Below are 21765 nucleotides of genomic sequence, written 5' to 3' on the forward strand. Positions count from 1 at the left end.
GTCGTATGACCACATACGAGGCACGCGCGATCGAACCGGGCGCGCTCGGGGAACTCCGGGAGACCGACGACGCGGGCCGCCCCTGCGTCCCGTACACCGCCACCGACGCGGGCAGTCCGCTGCGGTGCTGCCTGCGCGGTAACGAGGTGGGTGAGCGCATCGCCCTCGTCTCCTACGCGCCGCTGCGGCGCTGGGCGGCGGCGTCCGGGGCCCGCCCGGGGGCGTACGACGAGCAGGGCCCCGTCTTCATCCACGCCGAGGGGTGCGGGGGCCCGGCGCCCGACCGGAAGGGCTACCCGTTCTCCCGGGCGGGCGCGCTGCGGACCGTACGGCGCTACGACGCGGACGGGCACATCGTGGGCGGCCGGCTCCTCGAAATCCCGGCGGACGAGGAGCGGGGGTACGACGAGGCCGTCGCGGAGGCGTTCGCGGACCCGGCGGTGGCGCTGGTCCACGTACGAGCCGTGGAGTACGGCTGCTGGCACTTCGAGGTGCGGCGCGGATGAAGCCCCGCCGCACCATCCAGCCCCGCCGGCGTTTGAGGCGCGGGGCCCGGGGCGGAGCCCCGGTTTCGGGAAGGGGCGGGGAGGGGGCAGCCCCGCGCAGCGGCACTGCCCCGACCTCCGGCTTCAGCCGGCGAGCTCCGCCGCCACCAGCTCCGCGATCTGGACCGCGTTCAGCGCCGCGCCCTTGCGCAGGTTGTCGTTGGAGACGAAGAGCGCGAGGCCGTTCTCCACGGTCTCGTCGTTCCGGATGCGGCCCACGAAGGACGCGTCCTGCCCGGCGGCCTGGAGCGGGGTGGGGATCTCAGAGAGCTCGACGCCCGGGGCGTCCTTCAGCAGCTCGTACGCGCGCTCCACGCCGATCGGACGGGCGAAGCGGGCGTTGACCTGGAGCGAGTGGCCGGAGAAGACCGGAACCCGGACGCACGTGCCGGAGACCTTCAGCTCCGGGATCTCCAGGATCTTGCGGGACTCGTTGCGGAGCTTCTGCTCCTCGTCCGTCTCGAAGGAGCCGTCGTCGACGATCGAGCCGGCCAGCGGCAGCACGTTGAAGGCGATGGGGCGCTTGTAGACGCCGGGCTCGGGGAAGTCGACGGCCGATCCGTCGTGGGTGAGCTTGTCGGCGTCGGCGACGACCTTGGACGCCTGGCCGTGCAGCTCGGCGACGCCGGCCAGACCGGAGCCGGACACCGCCTGGTACGTGGCGACGGTCAGCGCCTCCAGACCGGCCTCGTCGTGCAGCGGGCGCAGCACGGGCATGGCGGCCATCGTGGTGCAGTTCGGGTTGGCGATGATGCCCTTGGGGCGGTCGGCGATCGCGTGCGGGTTGACCTCGGAGACGACAAGCGGGACCTGGGGGTCCTTGCGCCAGGCGGAGGAGTTGTCGATCACGACGGCGCCCTGCGAGGCGACCTTCTCGGCCAGCGCCTTGGAGGTGGCGCCGCCTGCGGAGAACAGCACGATGTCCAGGCCGGTGTAGTCGGCCGTGGCGGCGTCCTCGACGGTGATGTCGCGTCCCTGCCACTCGATGGTGGAGCCCGCCGAGCGCGCGGAGGCGAACAGCCGCAGCTCGTCGGCCGGGAACTTCCGCTCGGCCAGGATGCTGCGCATGACTGTGCCTACCTGACCGGTGGCGCCGACGATTCCGACCTTCACGGGAACTCCCTCAGACGTACGAACGGGCTCGATTGCCGGTCCATGATGCGTATGTCCACGGCCGCCTTGTCCAATCCGTTGTCCGACCTGCGGACGGGGGCGTGCAGGCCAGTGGGGCGGGCGCTCGGCGAGCGCCCGCCCCACTGTCGTACGGATCACATGTTCAGCACGGTGTGGCTACGGTGTGACCTTCTCGATCACGACGCTGCCGGTGCCCGCCGCGGTACCCCGGGCGTTCACGAGGCTGACCTCGCCGAAGAACTGCCGGCCCTCGGGGGCCGCACCGGCGACCTTCACCTCGGCACCGACCTTGGCCGAGGCGCCGGGGGCCAGGTTCACGGCCTTCGACGCGTCGACGGAGATCGTGCCGAGCGACGCCGAGTAGTAGACGTCGCGGTAGTCGAACGCGGTGGTCCCGGCGGGTACGTCGTACCCGTCGATGACGACCGTGTACGTGCCGGCGGCCGGCTTCAGCAGGCTGACGGACTCCTCGGAGCCCGCCGTGGTGGAGGCGCCCACCTGGGTGGAACCCTTGAAGACGTACAGGTCCAGGTCGGCGTTGGCGTCCGCGGTCCCGCCGATGGCGACGTCCAGCTTCTCGACGCCCGCACCGATGGTGACCTCCTTGACGTACTCGCCGCCCGTGGAGATCGACGGACGCTCGACGTCGGCCGAGCCCAGCGAGCCGCCCGCGAGCTTGCCCTCCAGCGCGCCCGCGTTGTTGGTGACCTTCCAGTCCACCGCCGCCGGGGTGCCGGTCTTCGCCTCGGCGATGGTCTGCACCGCCGGGTCGAAGGTCGCGCCGAGCAGCGAGACGTCCAGCTTGTACGGGTTGTCCAGCAGCGGCGACGTGCGCCGGGCCTCGACCTCGATCTCCCAGACACCGGGCTGCGGGTCGGCGTACGAGCGCACGTCGGGGCGGCAGGTGTTGGCCGGGTTCTCGTAGTTCGGGTAGCAGTACGGCGTTCCGCTGTTGTCCACCGGCACCCCGTACGGGTGGATGGCGATGAAGCGGGTCTGGCTGCCCGAGCGCAGCGCGCTCATCGCGACCTCAAGGGCCTTGGCGCCCTCCGGCACGGTCACGAAGTACGACGTGGTGCCGTTGCGCTGCACCGAGCCGGACGCCTTGAACGCGTAGGACGGCTTCACCAGGTCCTTGGAGACGACGACCGTGGTCAGGATCTGCTGGTCCGTGCCGGCGGTCTTCTTGTCGTCCAGCTGCAGGATCGCGCTGTGCACGCCCGCGCTGCCCGGCTTCGCCTGGACCTTGACCGTCACCGGCTTGCCCAGCGGCAGCGAGACCTTCTTCGAGCCGACGAGCTTGAAGGTGCCGTCGTTGTACTTCCAGGACAGCTTGTGCTCGACCTTCTTGTCCGGGCCCGTGGTGCGGGTGACCGTGACGTCGTAGGTCTTCTTCTGGCCGGCCTTGAGGCCGCCCTCGCGGTCGTAGAGGCCGGTGCCGAAGCCCGGGGTCTTCAGCGCGAAGTCGATCGCGGTGTCGACGGGGGCCTTGACCGTGTACTCGTGCGCCGGGGAGCCCTGCTTCTTGATCAGCTTCCAGGCGTCCACGATGTTGATCAGACCGGCGCCCTGGGCGTGCGCGGGCACGCCCTTGATCTGGGTGGCGGTGCTGGTCAGCGCGGTGCGCAGGTCGGCCGGGGGCAGCTCGATGTGCTTCTGCTTCGCGGCGGAGAGCAGCAGCGCGGTGGCGCCGGCGGCCTGCGGGGAGGCCATCGACGTGCCCTGGAGCATGGAGTAGCCGGCCGGCAGGGAGTAGCCCGCCTCGGCGACCGGCGAACCGGGCAGCCAGGTCTGCGTCGAGTTGATCGACGCGCCGGGCGCCGTCAGGGTCGGCGTGAAGCCGCCGTCCTCACGCGGGCCGCGCGAGGAGAAGGGCAGCATGTCGTACTTCTTGGCGACGTTGGAGCCGTAGTTGGCGGCCCAGGTCTCCTTGGAGATGGACGCGCCGACCGAGATGACGTGGTCGGCGAGGCCGGGGTCACCGATGGTGTTGACGCCGGGGCCGTCGTTGCCGGCCGAGATGACCAGCTGGACGCCGTAGATGTCGACCAGCCGCTTGTACAGCTCGGCGCGGGCGTTGTTGCCGTCGTTGAGCGGCGGCAGACCGCCGATCGACATGTTGACGACGTCCACGCCGCGGTTCACGACGAGGTCGATCATGCCCTCGGTGAGCGCGATGTTGGTGCAGCCGCCGGACCAGGTGCAGGCGCGCGAGGAGACGATCTTCGCGCCGGGCGCGGCACCGTTCATCTTGCCGCCGAACAGGCCGTTGGCGGCGGTGATGCCCGCGACGTGCGTCCCGTGCTCGGACTCGATGACCCCGATGGAGACGTAGTCGGAGGTGTCGCCCGCCGCGTTGTACACGACGTTCTTGCGGTTCTCCACGACGAACGGGATGCGCTCGACCACGTCGGTGCGCGGGTCGTCCTTGCCGAAGTAGGAGACCTGGTGCTTCTCCTTGTACGGCTTGAGGGCGGTGTCGTCGGTGAAGTCCGCGTTGTCGTTCAGGTCGACCCGGGTGGTGCCGGTGACCGGGTCGTACAGCACGGCCCACGTGTCGGTGGTGTCGCCGTCGCGGTTCAGGTCGCCCGCCATGTCGCCGCCCTTGGTGGCGGCCTCGGCGAACACGCTGATCCGGTAGGAGCCCTTGGGGGTCTTGTACGTACGTCCCTTGTAGGTGAACACCGGGCCGGACACGGCGTCCGTCATCCGCAGCCAGGTGCCGTCGCCGTCGCTGACCGGGTCGGTGGCGGTCACCCAGTCGGTGATCTTGCGCTCACCGGTGGTGGTCTTCTGCAGCGCGGGGTGACCGAGGTCGACACCCGCGTCCAGGACGCCGATGGTGATGCCGCGGCCGTCGGCCTTCGGGTTCTTCTTGACGAAGTCGACCGCACCGGTCTCGAAGGACGGGTTGTACGGGTTCTTCGCCGGGGTCTTCTTCCCGGGCGCCGCGTAGCTCCCGGTCGACTTCGCCTTGGCCTTGCCGCCGGTCGCCCGGTCGGCCGCGGGGGTCGGGTCGTCCAGCATGATCTCCTGCTTGAGATCGATGCCGTGGACGGAGCTGAGCTTCGACGCCGCCTTGATGGTGGCCTCGGCGGCGGAGGTCGGCACGGTCGCCCGTACGTAGCCGAGCTTGTCGTACGTACGCCCCAGCACGGAGCCCTTGACGGCGTCCAGCTGCTTGGTGACCTGCTCGGTCGCACCGGGGGTGGTGGCGACCATCATGGTGATGTTCTTCTCGCCCTTGGCCTTGGCCTTGGTCAGGACTTCGGCGTCGGCCGTGCCCAGCTTGTCCGCCGGACTGGTGCCGGCGGCCTTCACGGGTGCGGTGGCCGGGTCGTCGGCGGCGAGGACGGGGGAGACGCCGGCGGCGGCCAGCGCGGCCACCAGACCGGCGGCGGCCGCCACTCGGGCCGCGCGTCTCGCTCCGGGTATGTAACCGGGGGATTCGGAGGTCATCAGCATCCCTGTATGTGAAAGAGAGAGTCCGGAAATCGGTACCGGATGACCGCTCACCCTTTCGTAAATGACAGGGCTTTGTGGAGAGTTGTGGGGGGCTTGTTGCGGACATGGCGCAATCCCGCCAGGGGGGCCGAAGCGTCAGCGGGGACGAACGCGCCCATACGTGACGGAACCTCGGCCTCGGCGGGGATTCGGAGAGACTGCGCGGGGATTCGGCGCGGTCTCAGCGGGGCAGGATCACGACGTACGCCGCCGGCTCCCGGTCCGCCGACGCCATCAGTGCTGTCCGCACCACGGTCGCCTGCTGCTCCCGCGCGTCCCGCAGCTTCTTCGGGGAGAGGTGGACGACGGTGACGCCGAGCCGCTCCAGGTGCTCGCGCCGGTCGGCGTACGCGGACCACTCGGCCTCGTGCTCCTCCTGGCGACGGCCCTGGTCCAGCCGGCTGTGGCGAGGAGCCCGGGTGTCCAGCTTCACGGCGACCGCCTCGTCCGGCCAGTAGGCGTCCACCCCGCCCAGGTGCGGGCCGCCGGGCAGCCGCAGGTCCACGTTCCACAGGGGCTCCTTGAGCCCGTACGTACGCACCATGTCGTACAGCCGCTCCTCCGCCACGGCCCGCCCCTCGGCCAGCAGGCAGTCGACCGCGTTCACCACCTGCGGCCGCCCGAGCACCTTGGCGCGGTTCAGCTCGCCGACCACCGCGGCCGGTTCGCAGTGGCCGCCGCGCACCGCCTCGGTGAGCAGCCGGCGCACCGCGAGCGCGTCCCCGAGACCCGCCACCGCGTCCGCCAGCGCCCGCGCCACCGGCGCCACCGGCAGCCCGTCCAGCCGCTCCGGCCTCGGCAGTTCACCGGTGCGCAGCAGCCGGGCGTACCCGGCCGAGCGCAGCCGCCGCGCCCGGGGCACCAGCACGTCGACCCGGTCCACGGCGGAGGCGGGCGGCGCGGCGGCGAAGCCGTACAGCGAGAGCGCGGCGAGTCCGGTGAGCATCGCCTCGCCGTACGCGGGGTCGGCGGCCCGCGACGGGGCCGGCCGCCGCCCGGAGGCCGGTGGCCGGCCCGCGTACAGCAGGGCCGACCGCAGCCGCTCCCGGCCGTCGAGCGGTCCGGGGTGCAGCACGAAGACGCCCGGCAGCGGCTGCTGCCACGGACCACCGGCCCGGCACTGCTCGGCGGCCCGGGCGGGCCCGACGCCCATCGCCTTCAACTGGGCGGCGGACAGCACGCGTTGGCGCGGGCCGGTGGTGGGGAAGTGGCAGGGGGAGAGCGGCGTGTTCTGGGTCATGCTCCGGTGTATCCCGCCGGCGGCCGGGACCTTGACCCCTGTTACAGGCCCGTCGACATATCAGGACAACACCGTCCTGAACTGCGGACGTTCGACACCGCGACCCGCCCCGCCCGGCCGGTCAGGCCACTGCGTCCACCGCCTGCGCCCGCAGCCCCCGCGCGAGGTCGTCGCGGGCCTCCAGCACCAGCCTCCGCAGGGCCGGCGCCGCGTCCGTGTGCGACTCCAGCCACGCGTCGGTCGCCGCCAGCGTGGCGGGGTCGTCCTGGAGGGCCGGGAACAGGCCCTTGACCACGGCCATCCCGATCTGGATGGACCGCTCGGCCCACACCCGCTCGATCGCCTCGAAGTACCGCTCGGTGTAGGGCGCCAGCAGCTCCCGCTGCGAGGACTGCGCGAAGCCCGCGATGGTCGCCTCCACCAGCGCGTTGGACAGCGCGTCCGACTCCACGACGTCGGCCCACGCCTGCGCCTTGACCTCGGCGGACGGCCGGGAGGCCAGGCACCGCACCTGGTGCCGCTTGCCGGACGCCGTGTCGTCACGGGCCAGCTCGGCGTCCACCGCCGCCTCGTCCGCCGCCACATGGGAGACCAGCGGGGCGAGGAGCGCCCAGCGCAGCTCCTGGTCGACGTCGAGCCCGTCGATCCTGGCCGTGCCGTCGAGCAGCCCGGACAGCAGCTGGACGTCCGTGTCCGAGGCGGCGACCGCCGCGAAGAACCGGGCCCAGGCGAGCTGGTGCTCGCTGCCGGGCTCCGCGAGCCGCAGCTCGCCGAGCGCGCCCTCGGCCAGCGCCCGGCCGCCCTCCTCGCGCCACTGGGGCGCCGCGTAGTGGGTCAGCGCGCCACGGGTCCAGGTGTGCAGCATCTGGAGCACCCCGATGTCCGTCTCGCGCCCGGCGAAGGCCAGGACCAGCGAGACGAAGTCACGGGCCGGCATCAGCCCGTCCCGGGTGAGGTTCCACAGCGCGGACCAGCACAGGGCGCGCGCGAGCGGGTCCGTGATGTCGCCCAGGTGCGCCCGCAGCGTGGCGAGCGACACCTCGTCGAAGCGGACCTTGCAGTACGTCAGGTCGTCGTCGTTGACGAGGACCAGCTCCGGCCGCTCGGCCCCGGTCAGCTCCCCGATCACCGTGCGCGGGCCCGACACGTCCGCCTCGGCGCGCGCGTAACGCACCAGGTCGCCTTCGGGCGTACGCCGGTACAGGCCGACGGCGACCCGGTGCGGCCGCAGCTCCGGGTGCGACTCGGCGGCCTCCTGGAGGACCGCCAGCTCGGTGATCCGGCCGGCCGCGTCGTAGGTCGCCACCGGCGTCAGCGAGTTGACGCCCGCGGTCTGGAGCCAGGAGCGCGACCAGGCGGTCATGTCCCGCCCGGACGTCTCGGACAGCACCGAGAGCAGGTCGCCGAGCCGGGTGTTGCCGTACGCGTGCTTCTTGAAGTAGCGCCGGGCGCCCTCCAGGAACGCGTCCCGGCCCACGTACGCCACCAGCTGCTTGAGCACGGAGGCGCCCTTGGCGTACGTGATGCCGTCGAAGTTCAGCTTGGCGTCCTCCAGGTCGCGGATGTCGGCCGTGACCGGGTGGGTGGAGGGCAGCTGGTCGGCGCGGTAGGCCCACGCCTTGCGGTTGTTGGCGAAGGTGATCCAGCCGTCCTGGAAGCGGGTCGCCCCGACCATCGCGAAGACGCCCATGAAGTCGGCGAAGGACTCCTTCAGCCACAGGTCGTCCCACCACCGCATGGTGACGAGGTCGCCGAACCACATGTGCGCCATCTCGTGCAGGATGACGTTGGCCCGGCCCTCGTACGCCGCCTGCGTCACCTTGCCGCGGAAGATGTACTCCTCGCGGAACGTGACACAGCCCGGGTTCTCCATCGCGCCGAGGTTGTACTCCGGCACGAACGCCTGGTCGTACTTCCCGAACGGGTACGGGTAGTCGAAGTTGTCGTGGAAGAAGTCCAGGCCCTGCTTGGTGATCAGGAAGACGTCGTCGGCGTCGAAGTGCTTGGCGAGCCCCTTGCGGCACAGCGCGCCGAGCGGGATCTCCAGCGTCGTGCCGTCCTCGAAGGTGCGGCTGTAGGAGTCGGTGACGTAGTGGTACGGACCGGCGACGACCGCCGTGATGTACGTCGAGATCGGCTCCGTCTCGGCGAACCGCCACACCCCGCCCTCGCGGGACTCCTCCGCCCCGTTGCTCCAGACCGTCCACTCGGCGGGCGCCGTCACCCGGAAGCGGTAGGGCGCCTTGAGGTCGGGCTGCTCGAAGTTGGCGAAGACGCGGCGCGCGTCCGCCGGCTCGTACTGGGTGTAGAGGTAGACCTCGCCGTCCTCCGGGTCGACGAACCGGTGCATGCCCTCGCCGGTGCGGCTGTACGCGCACTGCGCGTCGACCACCAGGACGTGCGCGCCCTCCGTCAGGTCCGTCAGCGCCACCCGCGTCCCGTCGAAGACGGCCGCCGGGTCCAGCGCGGCACCGTCCAGGGTCACCGCGTCGACGGACGGCGCGATCAGGTCCGCGAAGGTCGACGCGCCGCCGCGCGCCGTACGGAACCGGATCGTCGTCACCGAGCGGAAGGTCAGCGGACCGGGACTCCCGTCGTCCCCGCCGGGCTCACCGACCGCGGAACGGACGTCGAGTTCGACGTCGTAACCGTCGACGGTCAGCAGCTCGGCCCGCTCGCGGGCCTCGTCTCGGGACAGGTTCTCACCGGGCACGAGCACACTCCTTTGTGTCACGTTCGAATACTTTGATCCTCCCATGCCGCCTCCCGGCCCAGCATGCGGGAATGGCCGGAGCGTCCTGCGGTGTTCTCGCGCACAGAGTGAGATCGGTCCGCTTGAGGAGAGACATGTCTGACAACAGCACGGCAACCGGCAAGACCCCCGCCGATTTCTGGTTCGACCCGCTCTGCCCGTGGGCCTGGATGACCTCCCGCTGGATGCTGGAGGTGGAGAAGGTCCGCGACGTCGAGGTCCGCTGGCACGTGATGAGCCTGGCCGTACTCAACGAGGACCGCCTCGACGAGCTGCCCGACGACTACCGCGACATGCTGGAGAACAAGGCCTGGGGCCCGGTCCGCGTGGTGATCGCCGCCCAGCAGAAGCACGGCGACGACATCGTGGGCCCCCTCTACACGGCCCTCGGTACCCGCTTCCACAACCAGGGCGAGGGCCCCACCCGGGAGGCGATCGTGGCCGCCCTGAAGGACGTCGGCCTGCCCGTCGAGCTCGCGCAGTACGCGGACTCCGACGCCTACGACACCGAGCTGCGCGCCTCCCACAAGGAGGGCATCGACAAGGTCGGCCAGGAGGTCGGCACCCCGGTCATCGCCGTGCCCGGCGCCGACGGCGAGCAGGTCGCCTTCTTCGGCCCGGTCGTCACCCCCGCCCCCAAGGGCGAGGAGGCGGCGAAGCTCTGGGACGGCACCCTGCTGGTCGCCTCGATCCCCGGCTTCTACGAGATCAAGCGCACCCGGACCCAGGGGCCGGTCTTCGACTGAGCGGACGCACGACCGCGGGGGCCGGCCACCCGGCCGGCCCCCGCGGCGGCTGTGACGCCGCCGTGACGCGATATGTGACCTGGCACACAGTCCGGCGCGCCGCTCTTTGATCTTCTGGACGGATGCGCCCCGTCACCGCTCTCGTCCTGTGTGCCGCCCTCGCGAGCACCTCGCTGCTCACCGGATGCGGGAAGGGAACGACCGGCTCCGCGGCCTCGCCCGCCGCCACCTGCGCCTCCGCCGCACCGGTCGACGACCCCTCCGGGCGGACCTGGGACAACGTGCGCGTCGTCACCGGCGAGTGCGGGCCCTCCGGCGCCCCGTCCACCGGCTTCGAGGTCACCAACACCGAGCGGGAAGCGCTCACCTTCACCATCACCCTCACCCTGGTGAACGGCTTCGGCGAGGCCATGGGCAGCACCACGCGCACGGTCGAGGCCGTGAAGCCCGGCCAGACCGTGCGCCGGCCCCTGGACACGGAGGAGGGGCCGGGCTCCGCCCGGGGGCGGCGGGCCCGCATCACCAAGGTACGGACCGTACCCGCCGACGAGGCGCCCGCCGCGGCGGGCGCCTGCCCGGCCTCCGGGGTCCGCGTCACGACCGACCGGGGCGACGCCGCGATGGGGCTGCGGGTCGTGGGCATCCACCTGGAGAACTGCGGCACCACCGGCTACCGCCTCGACGGCTACCCCGCACTCCAGCTCCTGGACGAGAACCGCAAGCCGGTGACCGGGGTGAACGTCCTGCACGGCACCGACAAGATCTCCAGCGGCATCGGCGGGGACGCCGCGCCCCGGCCCGTCACTCTGGCGCCGGGCGAATTCGCCTACGCCGACCTCGCCTGGCGCAACACCACCACGGACGGCGACCCGGTGAACGTCCCCTACGCCCGGGTCACCGCGAAACCCGGGGCCGCGCCCGTGACGGTGACCCCGGAGCTCGACCTCGGGACCACGGGCCGGCTCGGGGTCGGCCCGTGGACGAAGGCCGGGTCCGAGTAGGCCACGCGCCGCTCAGGAGTAGAAGTTGCGCTGCCAGCGGTGCCGGGCCAGCACGGCCAGCTGTTCGGCGGTGAGCGGGCGCCCGTCGCCGATCGCGGTGTTGCGCTCCACGTTGCGCACGCTGCGCATCCCCGGGATGACCGTGGAGACCGCCGGGTGGCTCAGGACGAACCGCAGCGCGTGCTCCGCGATCGCGTCCTGCTCGATGCCCAGGTCCGCGACGATCGCCGCGACGCGCTGCTCGACCTGGGCCGGGCGGTCGTCGCGGAAGTACCGGTTGCGCCAGTCGCCCTCGGGGAACGTCGTGCCGGCGGTGATCCGGCCGGTCAGCCCGCCCTCGTCCAGCGCGACCCGCACGATCACCCCGACCCCGTGCTCCTGGCAGGCCGGCAGCAGCGCGTCGGCCGGTGCCTGGTCGAACACGTTGTAGATGACCTGCACGCTGTCCACCACGCCACTGCGGACGAGCGCGAGGGCGCCGTCGGGCAGGTGGTCGTTGACGGAGACGCCGAAGAGGCGGATCTTGCCCTCCTGCTTCAGCGCGGCGACCGTCTCCAGCCAGTCCCCGCGCCCCACCCACTCGTCGTTCCAGACATGGAACTGGAACACGTCGAAGTGGTCCAGACCGGACGCGCGCAGGCTCGTCTCCAGGCTGCTACGGATGTGCTCGCCGGGGAACGCGTCGGCCGGGTCGATGCCGTCCTTCGCCGGCCACTCCTGGTTCTTCGGCGGCACCTTGGTCGCCACCAGCACCTCGTCACCGGCCCGTTCGCGCACGACCTGCCCGACGATGCGTTCGCTCTCGCCGTAGCCGCGCGCCGTGTCGATGAAGTTCACGCCGAGGTCGATCGCCCGGTGGAGGGCGCGTACGGACTCGTCCTGAGTGGCCCCCACCCAGCCGGACTCACCGATGCCCCAGGCCCCGTAGCCGATCTCGGACACCGAAAGTCCGCTGCGTCCCAGCTCGCGGTAGCGCACTGTCATCCTCCACGTCGTCGTCCCGTTCCACCCGGGTACTGAAGGCCCCCGGGCGCACATCAGGCCGACCCTAGGTGACACGGCCGCCCGGGTCAGGTGGTTTTACGGGCGCTCAGCCGCCGACCGGGCTGCTGACCGAGACCCGGTCGCCGACCCGCACCACGCCCTCGCGGACCACCGCGTTCTTCGCGCCGAAGCTGACCTTGTTGCCGAACTCCGGCTCGCGCCGGTACGCGGCCAGGGTGCGCACCGGCTCCGGGCCGGCGCGGCGGCCGGTCCGCTGGTCGACGAGCGGGACGTTGCACCGGATCGCCCGCGCGGAGTAGGCGAGTTCGACGGTGCCCAGGGTCATCCGCGCCACCCGGTCCTCGAAGTGCGGTTCGTCGTCGCCGGTCAGCACGATGTTGGGGCGGAAGCGGTTCATGGGCACGGGCGCGGTGTCGCCCCGGGCGGTGATCCGGGCGTTGAGACCGGCCAGGGAGGCGGTCGAGGTGACCAGGACCGCGTGCGCGTCGGCGAAGTTGACCTTGCCGGGGGTGTCGCCCCAGCCGTCGCGGTCGAAGCCGGGGACCACCCGGACCAGCCGGGAGGGGGCCCCGAGCGCATCGGAGAACCACTCCGCGACCTCGTCCCCCTGATCGACGGCCGGCCCGAGGTCGTTGCCGAACATGCTGACCTCGCGGCGCGGCCCGTCCGGGACGACGTCCAGGCGCAGCGGCCCGATGCTCTCGGCGGAGAGGGCCAGCACGGCCCCGGAGTCCAGGACCTCGGCCCCGAGCGCGGCCATCGCGGGGTGGGTGCGCTGGCTGCGGAACGTGCCGTGGACCGCGTCGACCACCATGAACGTCCGGTCGTGTTCGAGACCGGTGCCGGTGACCCGTGCGGTGTCGACCGCGACCCCGGCACAGCCCTTGACCGGGTAGTACGCCAGATCCCGGACGGTGATCGTCATGATGTGCTCCTCATGGCGGACATCATGGCACCCGCCCCGCGCCTTGTGAGTTCCTTTTCGAGACGCACTCGGCCGGCGGAGCGGGCGGGCAGAAGAGAGGCCCCCGCCTGTCACGTCCAGGCGGGGGCCTCCCCTTCATCCGCCTGCCCGGTGAAGGTTGAGAAGACGATCACGAGGCAGGACGCTCGACGCGCCCCGGGCCGGGGCGCCCTCGGTCAGGGCGCGAGCAGCAGGACGTCCGCGCGCTCCTTGGCGGCGGCGTAGCGCTTGGCCACGTCCTGCCAGTTGACGACGGCCCACATCGCCTCGATGAAGTCGACCTTCTGGTTCTTGTACTGGAGGTAGAAGGCGTGCTCCCAGGCGTCGAAGACGAGGACCGGGACCGAGCCCTGGCCCACGTTGCCCTGGTGGTCGTAGACCTGCTCGACGATCAGCTTGCCGCTGACCGGCTCGTACGCGAGGACGCCCCAGCCGGAGCCCTGCGTGGTGGCGGCCGCCTTCGTCAGCTGGGACTTGAAGCCCGCGAAGGAGCCGAAGGACTCGGTGATCGCGTCCGCGAGGTCGCCGACGCCGTCCGCGGCGAGGGGCTCACCGCCGCCGTCACCGGTCATGTTGTGCCAGTAGATGGAGTGCAGGATGTGGCCCGAGAGGTGGAAGGCCAGGCTCTTCTGGAGGCCGTTGATCGCTCCCCAGGCCTCCTTGTCGCGGGCCTCCTCCAACTGCTCCAGGGTGTCGTTCGCGCCCTTCACGTACGCGGCGTGGTGCTTGTCGTGGTGGAGCTCGATGATCTGCGGATTGATGACCGGTTCGAGCGCGGCGTAGTCGTACGGGAGTTCCGGGAGCGTGTACGTGGCCATTGGTTTCGAACCCTCCAGCTGCTGAACTGTTGTTATTGCAACCTATATGCAGAAGCAGGCTAACAGCAGGAGTGGCTGAGAGAGGGTCAGTCCTTGGTCCTGGTCCCGGCGCGCCGCCGATGTAGGACTCCGATGGCGCCTCGCGTTCCAGGCGGGTGCGCGGGATCGGCTGGGGGGCGGCGGTCAAGCCGCGGTCGGTTGACCGTCCTGGCGGACTGGAGCGCTGCTGCTCCCAGTCGGACTTTTAGAGGGAGTCCACAGTCCCGCTCCCGCGCCTCGCCCCCGGCCACTCGGTGGGAATCCATTCCCACCTCCGTGACAAGCATCACGCCCCGCGACGATTGCGCGGCGTTCGTTGTGTGAATCCCACCAACGCCCCAGCCGCCGCTTTGTGGGCCGCTGATGGTGTTCGAGCCCGACCGCGTCGGCTAACGTCGCCTCAGTCCGTCCCTGTCTGCCCTCACCCCCGCGGAGTCCCGATGAGCACTGCTGCCGCCCCCGTCCGTACCGGAGCGGTCCTCGCCGACCTGCTGCCCGCCGTCCGGCACCGCTACGCCGTGGACACCGCCCTCGTGCTCGGCGGCGCCGCGCTCACCGGCATAGCCGCCCAGATCGCCGTGCCGGTCCCGGGCTCCCCGGTCCCGGTCACCGGCCAGACCTTCGCCGCCCTCCTCGTCGGCACCGCGCTCGGCGCCCGCCGCGGCTTCCTCTCCCTCGCCGTGTACGCGCTCGTCGGCATGGCGGGCGTGCCGTGGTTCGCGGGGGGCAGCTCCGGCGCCGGCGGCGCCTCCTTCGGCTACGTGCTCGGCATGCTGCTCGCCGCCACCGTGGTCGGCGGCCTCGCCCGCCGCGGCGGCGACCGCTCGGTGCTGCGCACCGCCGGCACGATGGTGCTCGGCTCGGCGATCATCTACGCGGTCGGCGTGCCCTACCTGGCGCTGTCCACCGGCATGTCGGCGAGCGCCGCGATCGCCGCGGGCCTGACGCCGTTCCTGCTCGGCGACGCGCTGAAGGCGGCGCTCGCCATGGGCGCGCTGCCCGCCTCCTGGAAGCTCATCGGCCGCCGCGGCTGACACCACCGCTTCCGCTTCCGCAAGGACCTCCGAAGAGGCTCACCGGGCCGTACCGAAACACCGGACCGGCGAGCCTCTCGGCCGTCCGGGGGCCGTGGAAGCCGTCCGGCGCCGTGGAAGCCGGCCGGCGCCGTCAGGCAGGGCACGCGCGCCCGCGCACCCCGTCGTCGGCCACCCGGCTCCGCTCGTGCCACACTCCTCCCATGCGCGTGTACCTCGGATCCGACCATGCCGGTTACGAACTCAAGAACCACCTCGTCGAGTGGCTCAAGGCACAGGGCCACGAAGCCGTCGACTGCGGTCCCCACATCTACGACGCCCAGGACGACTACCCGCCGTTCTGCCTGCGGGCCGCCGAGAAGACGGCCGCGGACCCGGACAGCCTGGGCATCGTGATCGGCGGCTCCGGCAACGGCGAGCAGATCGCCGCCAACAAGGTCAAGGGCGTCCGCGCCGCACTCGCCTGGAGCGAGCAGACCGCCGCCCTGGGCCGTGAGCACAACAACGCCAACGTGATCTCCATCGGCGGCCGGATGCACACCGTCGAGGAGTCCACCAAGTTCGTGGAGACCTTCCTCGCCACCCCGTACTCCGGCGAGGAGCGGCACACCCGCCGCATCGACATGCTCACCGCGTACGAGAACACCGGCGAACTCCCCCCGGTCCCGGCCCACCACCCGCAGCAGGGCTGACCACGATCCTCCCTGTGCCGCCGGTCCTCCCGGCGGCACAGCCATGTCCGCCCCCGCCCCACCCAGGAGACCCGCCGCCGTGCCCGAGGGACACACCATCCACCGCCTCGCCGCGGACCACCGCGAGCGCTTCGCCGGCCGGCCGGTGCGGGTGAGCAGCCCGCAGGGGAAGTTCTCCGACAGCGCCGCCCTGCTCGACGGCCGGGTCCTCGAAGAGGCCGACGCCCACGGCAAGCACCTCTTCCTCGGCTTCCACGACACCGGCTGGGTCCACATCCACCTCGGCCTGTTCGGCAAGCTCGGCTTCGGTACGGTGCCGGCCCCGCCGCCCACCGACACCGTCCGGCTCCGCCTGCTGAACGACGCGCACCACGCGGACCTGCGCGGCCCCACCACCTGCGCCCTGATCACCGACGCCGAGAAGCGCGCGATACACGACCGGCTGGGCCCCGACCCGCTGCGCGACGGCGAGGACGGCGAGCGGGCCTGGCAGCGCATCTCCCGCAGCCGGACCACCGTCGCCGCCCTCCTGATGGACCAGAAGGTCGTCGCCGGCGTCGGCAACGTCTACCGCGCCGAGGTGCTGTTCCGGCACGGCATCGACCCGTACCGGGCGGGCAGGGACCTCACCCGCCGCGAGTGGGACGCGATCTGGGCGGACCTGGGCGCGCTGATGCGCGAGGGCGTACGGAACAACCGGATCGACACCGTCCGCCCCGAGCACCTGCCCGAGGCGATGGGCCGCCCGCCGCGCGTGGACGACCACGGCGGCGAGGTCTACGTCTACCGGCGCGCACGCCAGGCCTGCCACATCTGCGGCACCGAGATCCGCACCGCCGACCTGGCCGCCCGCAACCTCTTCTGGTGCCCCGGCTGCCAGTCCGCGTGAACGAACACCGCTACCCGCAAGTACGGCCCCGGGCGGGCCGATTTCGAACACATTGTCATGGGGTCCCCCTGCACCGGAGGCCGCCGGGTGGATAAGGTCCCCGCAATGGCCCGACGCGCAGGAGCAGAGACGTACCCGGCCCGATTGCGGAAATCGGCGCACCGGGTCCGCAGCACGCTGCGCAGGTCCGGGGTCGACTACTTCCGCGGCGACGGCTCCGACTGGATCGCCCTGGTCGGTCTGCTGGTCGTCATCCCGGCCATCACCTGCGCCACCCTGGCCGACCCGGTCTGGTGCGCGCCCACCATGCTCGTCCTGCCGATCGTCGCGGGCGGCCTGCTGCTGCGCCCCGCCAGCCTCCTCGGCCTGTACGGGGCGGCCGCCGCCGCCCTCATCGTGGAGTCCATCTGGCTCGGCCCCTACGAGAACGGCCCGGCCAGGGTCACCCCGGGCACCGTCCTGACGGTCGCGGCCTGCGGCTTCTTCGGGCTGATCCTCGCCCAGTTCCGCGCCCGCGTCGGCGTGCCCTGGCGGCGCGGCGGCACCATGCTGTTCGACCTGCGCGAACGCATCCGGGTGCAGAGTTCGCTGCCCCGCCTCCCGCAGGGCTGGCACCGCGAGATGGCGCTGCGCCCGGCCGGCGGGCAGTCCTTCTCCGGGGACTTCGTCGTCGCGGCCCGCACCCACGGCGGTCGTACCCTGGAGGCCGTCCTGACCGACGTCTCCGGCAAGGGCATGGACGCGGGCTCCCGCGCCCTGCTGCTGTCCGGCGCCTTCGGCGGGCTCCTCGGCTCGCTGCCGCCGCACGGCTTCCTGCCCGCCGCCAACGGCTATCTGCTGCGCCAGGACTGGGACGAGGGCTTCGCCACCTCGATCCATCTGGTCCTCGACCTCGAAACGGGCGACTACGAACTCCTCTCCGCAGGCCATCCGCCCGCCCTCCAACTCCACGCCGGCAGCGGCCAGTGGGAGGAGATGGCGGCGGAGGGCCCGCTGCTCGGCGTGTACGACGGCGCCGAGTTCGACCCGGTGAAGGGCCATCTGGCCCCCGGCGACGTGCTGATGCTGTTCACGGACGGGCTGGTGGAGGCATCGGACCGGGACATCGCGGAAGGCATTGACCGGCTGACCGGCGAGGCCGACCGCTATGTCGCCACGGGCTTCGAGGGCGCCGCCTGGCACCTGATCGAGGCCTGCGCCAAGGACGTCAACGACGACCGGGCCCTGCTGCTCCTGTCACGGAAGTCCTGAACCGTACGCAACCGCCCCGAACCGGGCGCACGTCAACGGGAGTCGGACCCTCACCGGATCGAGGCTCGTTTGCCGAACATTGACGTCGCAGCTGTGGAAGCTGCGGACGGGCGTGCGTTCTCCAGGTCCTCGCCCTGGCCGCATCGCGCGCACAGCTGACCCTGGCCGAGGCCGAGGCCCTGGTACACGAGGCCCACGCGGCCCCGGGCACCCCTGCCGAACAGCGGGATTGAGCCAACACCGGCCGATACGACGAAGCCCGGCCGCACCGGGCCGGGCTTCGTGTGTGGGGGAGCGGGGGCGGGCGCTCAGACCTTGGCGGCGTCCTTGCGGAACGCCCAGTTCATGTCCGGCTCGGTCACACAGCGCAGTGCCCGCCGCACCGGCGGCGTGCACAGCAGGGTGACGGCGGTGGAGGCGACCACGGTCACGATCACCAGACCGGTCGGCGACACCAGCCAGGCGTTGTCGTCGAAGATGCCCGCGTAGGCGGCGCCCTTCACCAGGAAGCCGTGCAGCAGGTAGCCGCAGATCGTGCCGGCGCCGAGCACCGTGAACCACATGTGGCGCCGCGGCACCAGCGCCAGGAACGCGGCGGTCAGCAGCGTCGCGCAGACGAACATCGTGAGGGTCATCACGGCGCCCGACCACCACGGCGCGCCCATGTCCTGGGCGCTGGAGTCCCGCAGGAACCAGCCCAGTTGCATCCGGGGCGCCGCCCAGTACGCGAAGACGACCGCGACGGCGAACAGCGGCAGGGCGAGCCGCCGGACCTCACGGCGGCGGACCAGCTCGAAGTGCTCGGGTTTCAGCTGGAGTCCCAGCACGAAGAAGGGCAGGAACTGCAGGACGCGCGGCAGGTCGAGGTCGTCACCGATGCTGGGGGCGAGCGAGGCGAGGACGGCGATCACGAGGGAGACGGCCAGCGGGTGGCGGAGATTGCGCCACAGCGGGGTGGTGAGCCGCCAGATGAACAGGGCGGCCAGGAACCAGGTCAGGTACCAGGGGTCCAGCAGGCTGATCGGGGCGTCGGGCTGGTTGTTCGCGTACCGCCGGAACAGCGAGTACGCCGTCTCGAACACGACGTAGGGCACGGCGACGCCGGTGATCAGCCGCTTCACCTTGGCGGGGCTCAGGTCGAACGACCGTGAGAAGTAACCCGAGATGAGGATGAAAGCGGGCATGTGGAAGGTGTACGTCACCATGTACAGCGCGCGGGCGGCCCGGCTCCCGTCCATGACCGGAACCCACGAGTGCGCCACCGCGACCAGCACGATGGCGAGGTACTTCGCGTTGTCGAAGTAGGCGTCACGCTTCTTGGCGGGGGTGCTCCGCGCAGGCTCGTTCGCTACCGGAGCGGGTGCTTCCCCGGTCGCCGTCGACGCCGGGCGTCTGGGCTCCGACTCCTCGGTCGCCGGGGAAAGCGCGGCCCTCTGCAATGCGTTCGGAGCGTGGAACATCTCAGGCACCCTAGACGTCTCGATTGCCATCCGTAAAACCGCCGTCGAATAGCGCGTCTTCCCTGCATATCAAATGGCAAACACATGAAGTGTGCCCGTTATGCACCGTTTCGCCTACATCAAATGGCGCATAACGTCAGGCAGTTGGTCGAAGTGAATTACGTCGCGTTCGGCGACGAATTTGCCTGTGAATAAACTGTGTGGATACAGAAACGATCACCGTTGCATATCGCTCCGAAGTGCGGATTCACAGGAACGGGCCGATACGGCGGCAGCGGTGCTGGGGCCGGACGGCGGCGCGTGTGCGCGAAGGGGGCGCGCGGGTTCGAGCCGTCCGGCGCGCGGGGGGCGCAGGGGGCGTAGGGGGCGCAGAATGGCGCGATATCGACAGGTCGATTCGTCACCCGGCAGCGACCCGGGGGGAGTTGGTGGCACGATGGACGGAACGGAGGGGTGCTCGGCAGCACATCTCCGGGCCGGCAAGGCGGACCGACCGAGGGTGTGATCAGTCGTGGCCATTTCACTGTCTGTGGTGCTTCTTTTGGCCATCATCCTGGTGGTCATGATCCGAGGCGGCTCCATCAAGGCCGGACCCGCGGTCGTCGCGGTGCTCTTCGGCTTCTTCCTCGCGTCGACCGGCATGGCGCCGTCGATCAACAGGTTCATGAACTCGATAGCCGAGACGATCAACCAGATCAGCTTCTGAGCCGGTCCCGGCCCGGTGCCGAACCGGCGCCGGGCCCGGGAAACGACGAGGGGCCCGGTCCACTGGACCGGGCCCCTCGTCGTGCGTGGAGCGGGCGACGGGAATCGAACCCGCGTAGCTAGTTTGGAAGACTAGGGCTCTACCATTGAGCTACGCCCGCGTGCGGTGCGCCGCAGGTCACGGGGACCGCGGCACGAGAAGCATCGTAGCGGGTCGCGGGCGCTGTCCGCACACCCCTTGCCGGGGCGGGCGGTGCCGCGGCCCGGCGGGCCCGCGCAAAGCGGCCGGCCCGGTGCCCGTCTGCATGTACCCTACGTGTCGCACCGACGGGGTGTGGCGCAGCTTGGTAGCGCGTCCGCTTTGGGAGCGGAAGGTCGTCGGTTCGAATCCGGCCACCCCGACCACCGGCAAGATCGCATTGTGGGAGTCATCCTCCTTGCCGTTACTATGCAAAATGCGTGCCCGTGTGTCTGATGTACCGGGCTCGGTCCGCGAAGCCGCCTCCCGTGCGGCGGAGCAGAACCCCAAGAAGTCAGCCACCAAGGAGACCGAACCGTGAAGAGCGCCGTGGAGACCCTGAACCCGACCCGGGTTCGGCTCAGCATCGAGGTGCCCTTCGAGGAGCTCAAGGACAGCCTCGACGCGGCGTACAAGAAGATCAACCAGCAGGTCACGGTGAAGGGGTTCCGCAAGGGCAAGATCCCCAGCCGGGTCATCGACCAGCGGTTCGGCCGTGGTGCTGTGCTGGAGGAGGCCGTCAACGACGCGCTCCCGAAGTTCTACACCGAGGCCGTCAACGAGGGTGAGCTCAACGTCCTCGGCCAGCCCGAGGTCGACATCACGGAGCTGAAGGACGGCGAGCTGCTGGCCTTCACCGCCGAGGTCGACGTGCGCCCCGAGATCGAGATCCCGGACTACTCCGGCATCGAGGTCACCGTCGACGCCCTCGAGGTCAGCGACGAGGACGTCGAGAAGGCCGTCGAGCAGCTCCGCGAGCGCTTCGCCTCGACCAACCCGGTCGAGCGCGCCGCCGCCGCCGGTGACGTCGTCACGATCGACCTGCAGGCCAAGGTCGAGGGCGAGGTCCTGGAGGACGGCGTGGCCGAGGGTGTCTCGTACACCATCGGCTCCGGTGAGCTCCTCGAAGGCATCGACGACGCCGTGACCGGCCTGGAGGCCGGTGGCGAGGCCACCTTCACCTCCGAGCTGAAGGGCGGCTCCGCCGAGGGCAAGGAGGCCGAGGTCACCGTCAAGGTCACCGCCGTCGCCGCCCGCGAGCTCCCCGAGCTGGACGACGAGTTCGCCCAGATGGCCAGCGAGTTCGACACGCTGGAGGAGCTGACGGCGGACAGCCGCAAGCGCCTGGAGAACACCAAGCAGTACGACCAGGCCACCCAGGCCCAGGAGCGCGTCCTGGAGGAGCTGCTCAAGCTCGCCGAGGTCCCGATCCCGGAGAAGCTGCTCGCGGACGAGGTCCAGACCCGCAAGCACAACCTGGAGCACCACCAGCTCGGTCAGATGGGTCTCACCCTGGAGAAGTACCTGGAGATCCAGGGCAAGACCCTCGAGGAGTTCGAGGCCGAGACGTCCGAGCAGGCCGTCAAGGGCATCAAGACCCAGTTCATCCTTGACGAGCTCGTCAACAAGGAGAAGCTGAACGTCAACCAGGAGGAGCTCACCGAGCACCTCATGCGGCGTGCCGCCTCCTCCGGCATGAGCCCGGACCAGTTCGCCCAGGCCGTGGTCGAGGGCGGCCAGGTGCCGATGCTCGTCGGCGAGGTCGCCCGCGGCAAGGCTCTGGCCGTCGTGGTGGAGGCCGCCAAGGTGGTCGACACCAACGGCGAGGTCGTCGAGCTGGAGGACGACGAGGACGCGGCGGAGGAGACCACGGAGGCCACCGAGGCCGCCGCCGGCGACGCCGAGGAGAAGACCGAGGCCTGAGCCTCGCACTGACCCCGCACGACGGGCTCCGGACGCCACGCGTC

At 71.1% G+C, this 21765-nt stretch carries 17 protein-coding genes and 2 tRNA genes; 10 read left to right on the forward strand and 9 right to left on the reverse strand.

Annotated features, from left to right (window positions below; genetic code table 11):
- The first annotated feature begins 5 nt into the window (after positions 1-5).
- Positions 6-506: a DUF1203 domain-containing protein gene (locus E6P78_RS24490; RefSeq protein ID WP_136205797.1), complete on the forward strand. Its 501-nt coding sequence runs from the start codon at positions 6-8 to the stop codon at positions 504-506.
- 123 nt (positions 507-629) lie between these two features.
- Here the strand turns inward: E6P78_RS24490 and E6P78_RS24495 are convergent, their stop codons facing one another.
- From E6P78_RS24495 to pepN, 4 genes are all read right to left on the reverse strand, one after another.
- Positions 630-1658 (reverse strand): aspartate-semialdehyde dehydrogenase, encoded by a 1029-nt coding sequence (locus tag E6P78_RS24495; protein ID WP_136205798.1) that lies wholly within the window; start codon positions 1656-1658, stop codon positions 630-632.
- A gap of 177 nt (positions 1659-1835) precedes the next feature.
- Positions 1836-5144: a S8 family serine peptidase gene (locus tag E6P78_RS24500; protein ID WP_206307902.1), complete on the reverse strand. Its 3309-nt coding sequence runs from the start codon at positions 5142-5144 to the stop codon at positions 1836-1838.
- 220 nt (positions 5145-5364) lie between these two features.
- Positions 5365-6423: a hypothetical protein gene (locus tag E6P78_RS24505; RefSeq protein WP_136205800.1), complete on the reverse strand. Its 1059-nt coding sequence runs from the start codon at positions 6421-6423 to the stop codon at positions 5365-5367.
- A 121-nt stretch (positions 6424-6544) separates the two neighbouring features.
- Positions 6545-9136: an aminopeptidase N gene (gene pepN / locus E6P78_RS24510; RefSeq protein WP_136205801.1), complete on the reverse strand. Its 2592-nt coding sequence runs from the start codon at positions 9134-9136 to the stop codon at positions 6545-6547.
- A gap of 134 nt (positions 9137-9270) precedes the next feature.
- Here pepN and E6P78_RS24515 point away from each other — a divergent pair, with 134 nt between their 5' ends.
- Both E6P78_RS24515 and E6P78_RS24520 read left to right on the forward strand, forming a co-directional pair.
- A complete protein-coding gene (locus E6P78_RS24515; protein WP_136205802.1) occupies positions 9271-9921 on the forward strand; it encodes a DsbA family protein in 651 nt (216 codons plus the stop codon).
- Positions 9922-10043: 122 nt separating this feature from the next.
- On the forward strand, positions 10044-10922 hold the full coding sequence (locus tag E6P78_RS24520) for a DUF4232 domain-containing protein (RefSeq protein ID WP_136205803.1): 879 nt from the start codon (positions 10044-10046) through the stop codon (positions 10920-10922).
- Positions 10923-10934: 12 nt separating this feature from the next.
- On the opposite strand, the gene E6P78_RS24525 is transcribed toward E6P78_RS24520, so the two are convergent.
- The 3 genes from E6P78_RS24525 to E6P78_RS24535 form a co-directional block, all read right to left on the reverse strand.
- Complete coding sequence (locus E6P78_RS24525; protein WP_136205835.1) at positions 10935-11900, reverse strand: aldo/keto reductase; 966 nt, start codon at positions 11898-11900, stop codon at positions 10935-10937.
- Positions 11901-12012: 112 nt separating this feature from the next.
- Positions 12013-12852 carry an MOSC N-terminal beta barrel domain-containing protein gene (locus E6P78_RS24530; RefSeq protein ID WP_136205804.1) on the reverse strand — a complete coding sequence of 280 codons (840 nt, stop codon included), beginning with the start codon at positions 12850-12852 and terminating at the stop codon, positions 12013-12015.
- A 215-nt stretch (positions 12853-13067) separates the two neighbouring features.
- Positions 13068-13709, reverse strand: coding sequence for a superoxide dismutase (locus tag E6P78_RS24535; RefSeq protein ID WP_136205805.1), 642 nt, complete (start codon positions 13707-13709; stop codon positions 13068-13070).
- 479 nt (positions 13710-14188) lie between these two features.
- On the opposite strand from E6P78_RS24535, the gene E6P78_RS24540 reads away from it, so the two are divergent.
- The 4 genes from E6P78_RS24540 (at position 14189) to E6P78_RS24555 (ending at position 17614) form a co-directional block, all read left to right on the forward strand.
- Entirely contained in the window at positions 14189-14782 is a 594-nt protein-coding gene (locus E6P78_RS24540) for a biotin transporter BioY (protein ID WP_136205806.1), read from the forward strand.
- 203 nt (positions 14783-14985) lie between these two features.
- The gene (locus E6P78_RS24545; RefSeq protein ID WP_136205807.1) at positions 14986-15474 is read left to right on the forward strand and encodes a ribose-5-phosphate isomerase; all 489 of its coding nucleotides are present in this window, start codon (positions 14986-14988) and stop codon (positions 15472-15474) included.
- 79 nt (positions 15475-15553) lie between these two features.
- Positions 15554-16363 (forward strand): DNA-formamidopyrimidine glycosylase family protein, encoded by an 810-nt coding sequence (locus E6P78_RS24550; RefSeq protein WP_136205808.1) that lies wholly within the window; start codon positions 15554-15556, stop codon positions 16361-16363.
- Between the two features lie 105 nt (positions 16364-16468).
- Positions 16469-17614 (forward strand): PP2C family protein-serine/threonine phosphatase, encoded by a 1146-nt coding sequence (locus E6P78_RS24555; protein ID WP_136205809.1) that lies wholly within the window; start codon positions 16469-16471, stop codon positions 17612-17614.
- Positions 17615-17922: 308 nt separating this feature from the next.
- On the opposite strand, the gene E6P78_RS24560 is transcribed toward E6P78_RS24555, so the two are convergent.
- A complete protein-coding gene (locus E6P78_RS24560) occupies positions 17923-19074 on the reverse strand; it encodes an acyltransferase family protein (RefSeq protein WP_136205810.1) in 1152 nt (383 codons plus the stop codon).
- Between the two features lie 511 nt (positions 19075-19585).
- Between E6P78_RS24560 and E6P78_RS24565 the strand changes: the two genes are divergently transcribed.
- Positions 19586-19780 (forward strand): hypothetical protein, encoded by a 195-nt coding sequence (locus E6P78_RS24565; protein ID WP_026249602.1) that lies wholly within the window; start codon positions 19586-19588, stop codon positions 19778-19780.
- An 86-nt stretch (positions 19781-19866) separates the two neighbouring features.
- Here E6P78_RS24565 and E6P78_RS24570 read toward each other — a convergent pair.
- Positions 19867-19940, reverse strand: a tRNA-Gly gene (locus E6P78_RS24570).
- A 167-nt stretch (positions 19941-20107) separates the two neighbouring features.
- Here E6P78_RS24570 and E6P78_RS24575 point away from each other — a divergent pair.
- Both E6P78_RS24575 and tig read left to right on the forward strand, forming a co-directional pair.
- A tRNA-Pro gene (locus tag E6P78_RS24575) sits at positions 20108-20184 on the forward strand.
- A gap of 151 nt (positions 20185-20335) precedes the next feature.
- A complete protein-coding gene (tig, locus tag E6P78_RS24580) occupies positions 20336-21721 on the forward strand; it encodes a trigger factor (RefSeq protein ID WP_136205811.1) in 1386 nt (461 codons plus the stop codon).
- Positions 21722-21765: the final 44 nt, after the last annotated feature.

Origin of the sequence: Streptomyces sp. A0958 (assembly GCF_004795035.1) — a bacterium.
GTDB lineage: Bacteria > Actinomycetota > Actinomycetes > Streptomycetales > Streptomycetaceae > Streptomyces.